Here is a 4216-nt window from a genome sequence, read left to right as displayed (position 1 = left end):
AAAGATATTACTAAAATAAATTTATAATCCCGTTGTTTCTGAAGTTATTGTATTGTCATATTAATAAAAAACCTGCTGTGATTAGGTTGGGGACAAAAATTTCTTAGATTAACCAAATCACAACAGGTGTTAATATAAAGTATATAAAAACGACCGGATTTTATCTGTATTTATTAGTCCTCATCCTGACCGCTGTTATTATTTCTGGCTTCAGATATTTTTGCCATAAGCATTACAATTAATGTCAGCAGTATTATAACAACGAAAATACTTGCCATGCCTTTGCCCATTATTTCAAAAGCATAAATAAGATCTTGTTTCATAGTAACTCCTTTCCTTATGCCATCTTTTGAAGAATTTCACTGACAATTTTAATAATTGCTCCGCCGGCAATAACCGAAGCTATCTGACCGGAAACATTGGCACTGATGGCATGCATTAAAAGATGGTTGGTAGGATCTTCTTTTAACCCCATTTTTTGAACAACCCTTGCCGACATAGGAAATGCTGAAATACCGGCAGCTCCGACCATAGGGTTAATTTTCTTGCCTTTCTTTAAGAACAGGTTTAGAATTTTTGCAAACAGTACACCGCCTATAGAATCAAATACAAAAGCTACTAAACCAAGGATCATAATAATAATTGTTTGGGGAGTTACAAAATACTCTGCCCGCATGCTGAATGAAATTGTTATTCCCAATAACAGGGTAATTAAGTTAGCAAGGATATTCTGTGCCGTTTGTGACAAAGAATCAAGCACACCGCATTCACGAAGCAGGTTACCAAACATCAGGAAACCTACCAAAGCTACGGAAGTAGGAGCTATTAGGCCGGCAATAAAAGTAACGATAATGGGGAATAAAATTTTGGTCATTTTTGAAACTGATTTAGGATTATAATCCATACGAATCATACGTTCTTTTTTCGTTGTAACCAATTTTATGGCAAAAGGCTGTACAATCGGAACCAGTGCCATATAGGAATACGCAGCTACCGCAATTGCGCCGATATATTGAGAACCTAATATTTTTGAAACCAATATTGAAGTAGGACCGTCGGCAGCTCCGATAATACCTATGGATGCTGCGTCTTTTAAATCAAAGCCCAAAAGGACAGCTACAACTACGGTGAAGAAAATTCCAAATTGTGCTGCTGCACCAAACAAAAACATTTTGGGATTGGAAAGAAGAGGTCCGAAGTCGATCATGGCACCGATACCAATAAAAAGTAATATCGGCATGGCTTCCGATGCTTCGATACCTACATTGTATAACCATTCAATGATTCCTGTAGTTTCCTCATTTAAGCCTTCAAGCATTTGTGTAAGAACACCGGAATTAGGCAGGTTAACCAGGATAGCTCCAAATCCCATGGGAAGAAGTAAGGCCGGTTCAAAATCCTTTGCAATTGCCAAATAAATAAGCAGAAGGCCGACACCGTACATTACCCATTGCTGCCAGGTAATAGACAGTAATCCAGAATACAAAAAATCCATAAAATAGTCCTCCTTAGTGATACATGCATTAATGAAACCAAACACAAAAAATTACTGTGGTACACTTATGACTGTTTAAAGCTTGTCCACAGTTTTACAGGTTATACACATAGATTTATTATTTATGCTAAGTCAATTGTAGCTCAATTATATTAACCCTGTCAATCATGAATTGGATATTATCATATGATTTGGACGTTTGGTATAATAAGAGGTTGTTACGGCAAGACTGGCACATATATTTTTACTATACATAGAGTATTAATTGTGGGATTAATAACCGGATGAAAACAGAGATTTTGTTCATGGAACCCAAACCCTATGAATGTTAAAATATAAAACAAATATAAACCAATTATACCGAAGTTTTAGGATATATAACAAAAAATGTACATTTTGTCGAATAATATTGTTTAATGTTACAAATAAATACTTTTTACGCATAATTAAACTTGCGCAAATTAATCAATAGTGATAGTATGAAAAATGTGGCTAATTCAGTTAATAAAATAATAGGGAGATGAGCAATATGGAAAATAGCTTAACTTTTTTCCAAGTATTATCTATTGCTATTTCAGCTTTGGCTTTTGCAACGGCATTTTGGCTTTACCGTTGGGTATCGTCGCAACCTTCGTCCAACGCAAAGGTAGCCGAAGTAGGACAATTAATAAGAAGCGGGGCCAATACGTTTCTTGCAAAGGAATATAAAACACTGATTCGTTTCTGTTTAATAGCATCCCTACTTATTCTTGTATTCCTGCCTTCGCCTATTTGGAAAGACAATGTTCTGGATAATGTTGTCATGGCAATTGCATACATAGCAGGTACCGTATTTTCTGCAATTGCAGGAAAAATAGGTATCAGCATAGCTACAATCGCCAATATAAAATCAGCGGAAGCAGCCACAAAAGGAATTAAGCCGTCATTTATGGCAGGATATCGTGGCGGCGCTGTTATGGGTATGGCCGTTGTAGGTTCAAGCCTTTTCGGTATTTCATTGGTTCTTCTGCTTACCGGAAATACCACCGCTTTATTGGGTTTTTCGTTTGGTGCCAGCTCATTGGCTTTGTTTGCGAAAGCAGGCGGCGGCATATTTACAAAGACAGCCGATGTTAGTGCAGACCTGGCCGGTAAGGTGGAAATGGGAATTCCCGAAGACGATCCAAGAAACCCTGCTGTTATAGCCGATAATGTCGGCGACAATGTCGGCGATGTTGCAGGAATGGGTGCAGACCTGTTTGACTCAAATGTTGCATCTATGGCTGCCGCTTTGGTTATGGCAGCATCTTTAGGAAACCCCGAAAAAAATATAGCCATGGTACTTTGCTATGCGGCTATCGGATTATTGGCATCCATTATTGGTGTATTTACGGCAAATATGAAAGAGGGCGGAGATCCTACAAGAGCCCTTAATACAAATACTTATGTAACCACTGCCATCTATGGGATATTAACAGCAATAGCCACATATGTTTTTGACTTTAATTGGCGTATCTGGGCTGCCAGCGCTATAGGCCTGCTTGTAGGTGTTATTATAGGAATCGCTACTGACTACTTTACCAATGACAATAAGAAACCGGTTCGTGCGGTTGCTAAAGCCTGTGAATCCGGTCCTGCCTTTACTATCACATCCGGTGTTTCTTATGGTTTAATAAGTACACTTCCTGCTATGGTTGGAATAGGAATATCCGCTCTTGCTGCCTATAAAATTGTTGCTCCTATCGGAGCCGGAGGCAATGAAGTTGCATACGGAATGTTTGGTATTTCCATGGCAGCGGTAGGTATGCTTTCCATAGTAGGAATGATTATATCCAACGATGCTTACGGCCCTATAGTCGATAATGCCCGCGGTCTGGTTGAGATGGGCGATCTAGGGGATAAGGCTTTGGAAATAACAGACTCTTTGGACAGTGCAGGCAATACTGTCAAAGCTATAACCAAAGGCTTTTCCATCGGTGCCGCAGGTCTTACCGTAATTGCTCTTCTGGGAGCATTTATGACTGAAGTAAATGATGCAATTGCCGCAATGGGATTAAATATAGAGAAAATAACAGGTTTTGACGTAACCAATCCTACGGTATTTTTCGGACTCTTGGCAGGTGCGGCTATTCCTCCCGTATTTTCCGCTATGCTGATGCTTGGTGTTGACCGCAATGCTCAGCGCATGCTTGCCGAAATCCACCGCCAATTCAAAGAAATAGCCGGCCTTAAAGAAGGAGAACCGGGAGTAAAACCTGAATATGACAAATGTATAGAAATAGCAACTGCTGGGGCATTAAAAGAACTCATTCCCGCAGGTCTTGTTGCTATTATAGCCACATTAATTGTGGGATTTGTCGGCGGCGTTCATGCGGTCGGAGGTTTTATAACCGGAAATATCGTAAGCGGACTGGTTTTTGCCCTGTTTATGTCCAATGCAGGCGGTCTGTGGGATAATACAAAGAAATATATCGAGGCAGGCAACCATGGCGGAAAGAACTCCGAGGCCCATAAAGCCGGTGTAGTGGGGGATACCGTTGGCGATCCGTTTAAGGATACTGCCGGACCTTCTATTAACACACAGATTACGGTTGTTTCTCTGGTTGCATCTCTGACAGCTACTTTATTCCTGACATTATCAATTTTTTAACCGTTATTAAAGGCCTGCCTATATGGCAGAATATATAATAAAATCTATTTACACCGTTAATTTTATAAGTCCGTATATATAAAATTCATAAA

General features: G+C 39.5%; 3 protein-coding genes. 1 reads left to right on the top strand and 2 read right to left on the bottom strand.

Annotation, left to right across the window (positions count from 1 at the left end):
- Positions 1-173 precede the first annotated feature (173 nt).
- A complete protein-coding gene (locus HHT355_RS13745; protein ID WP_103203213.1) occupies positions 174-323 on the bottom strand; it encodes an OadG family protein in 150 nt (49 codons plus the stop codon).
- Between the two features lie 14 nt (positions 324-337).
- Positions 338-1495, bottom strand: coding sequence for a sodium ion-translocating decarboxylase subunit beta (locus tag HHT355_RS09480; protein WP_103203212.1), 1158 nt, complete (start codon positions 1493-1495; stop codon positions 338-340).
- Between the two features lie 529 nt (positions 1496-2024).
- Between HHT355_RS09480 and HHT355_RS09475 the strand changes: the two genes are divergently transcribed.
- A complete protein-coding gene (locus HHT355_RS09475; protein ID WP_103203211.1) occupies positions 2025-4124 on the top strand; it encodes a sodium-translocating pyrophosphatase in 2100 nt (699 codons plus the stop codon).
- Positions 4125-4216 lie beyond the last annotated feature (92 nt).

It is taken from the genome of Herbinix hemicellulosilytica, assembly GCF_002904165.1.
Classification (GTDB): Bacteria; Bacillota; Clostridia; order Lachnospirales; family Lachnospiraceae; genus Mobilitalea; species Mobilitalea hemicellulosilytica.
Note: the sequence above shows the minus strand (reverse complement) of the source record. Positions and strands in the feature narration are given on the sequence as shown.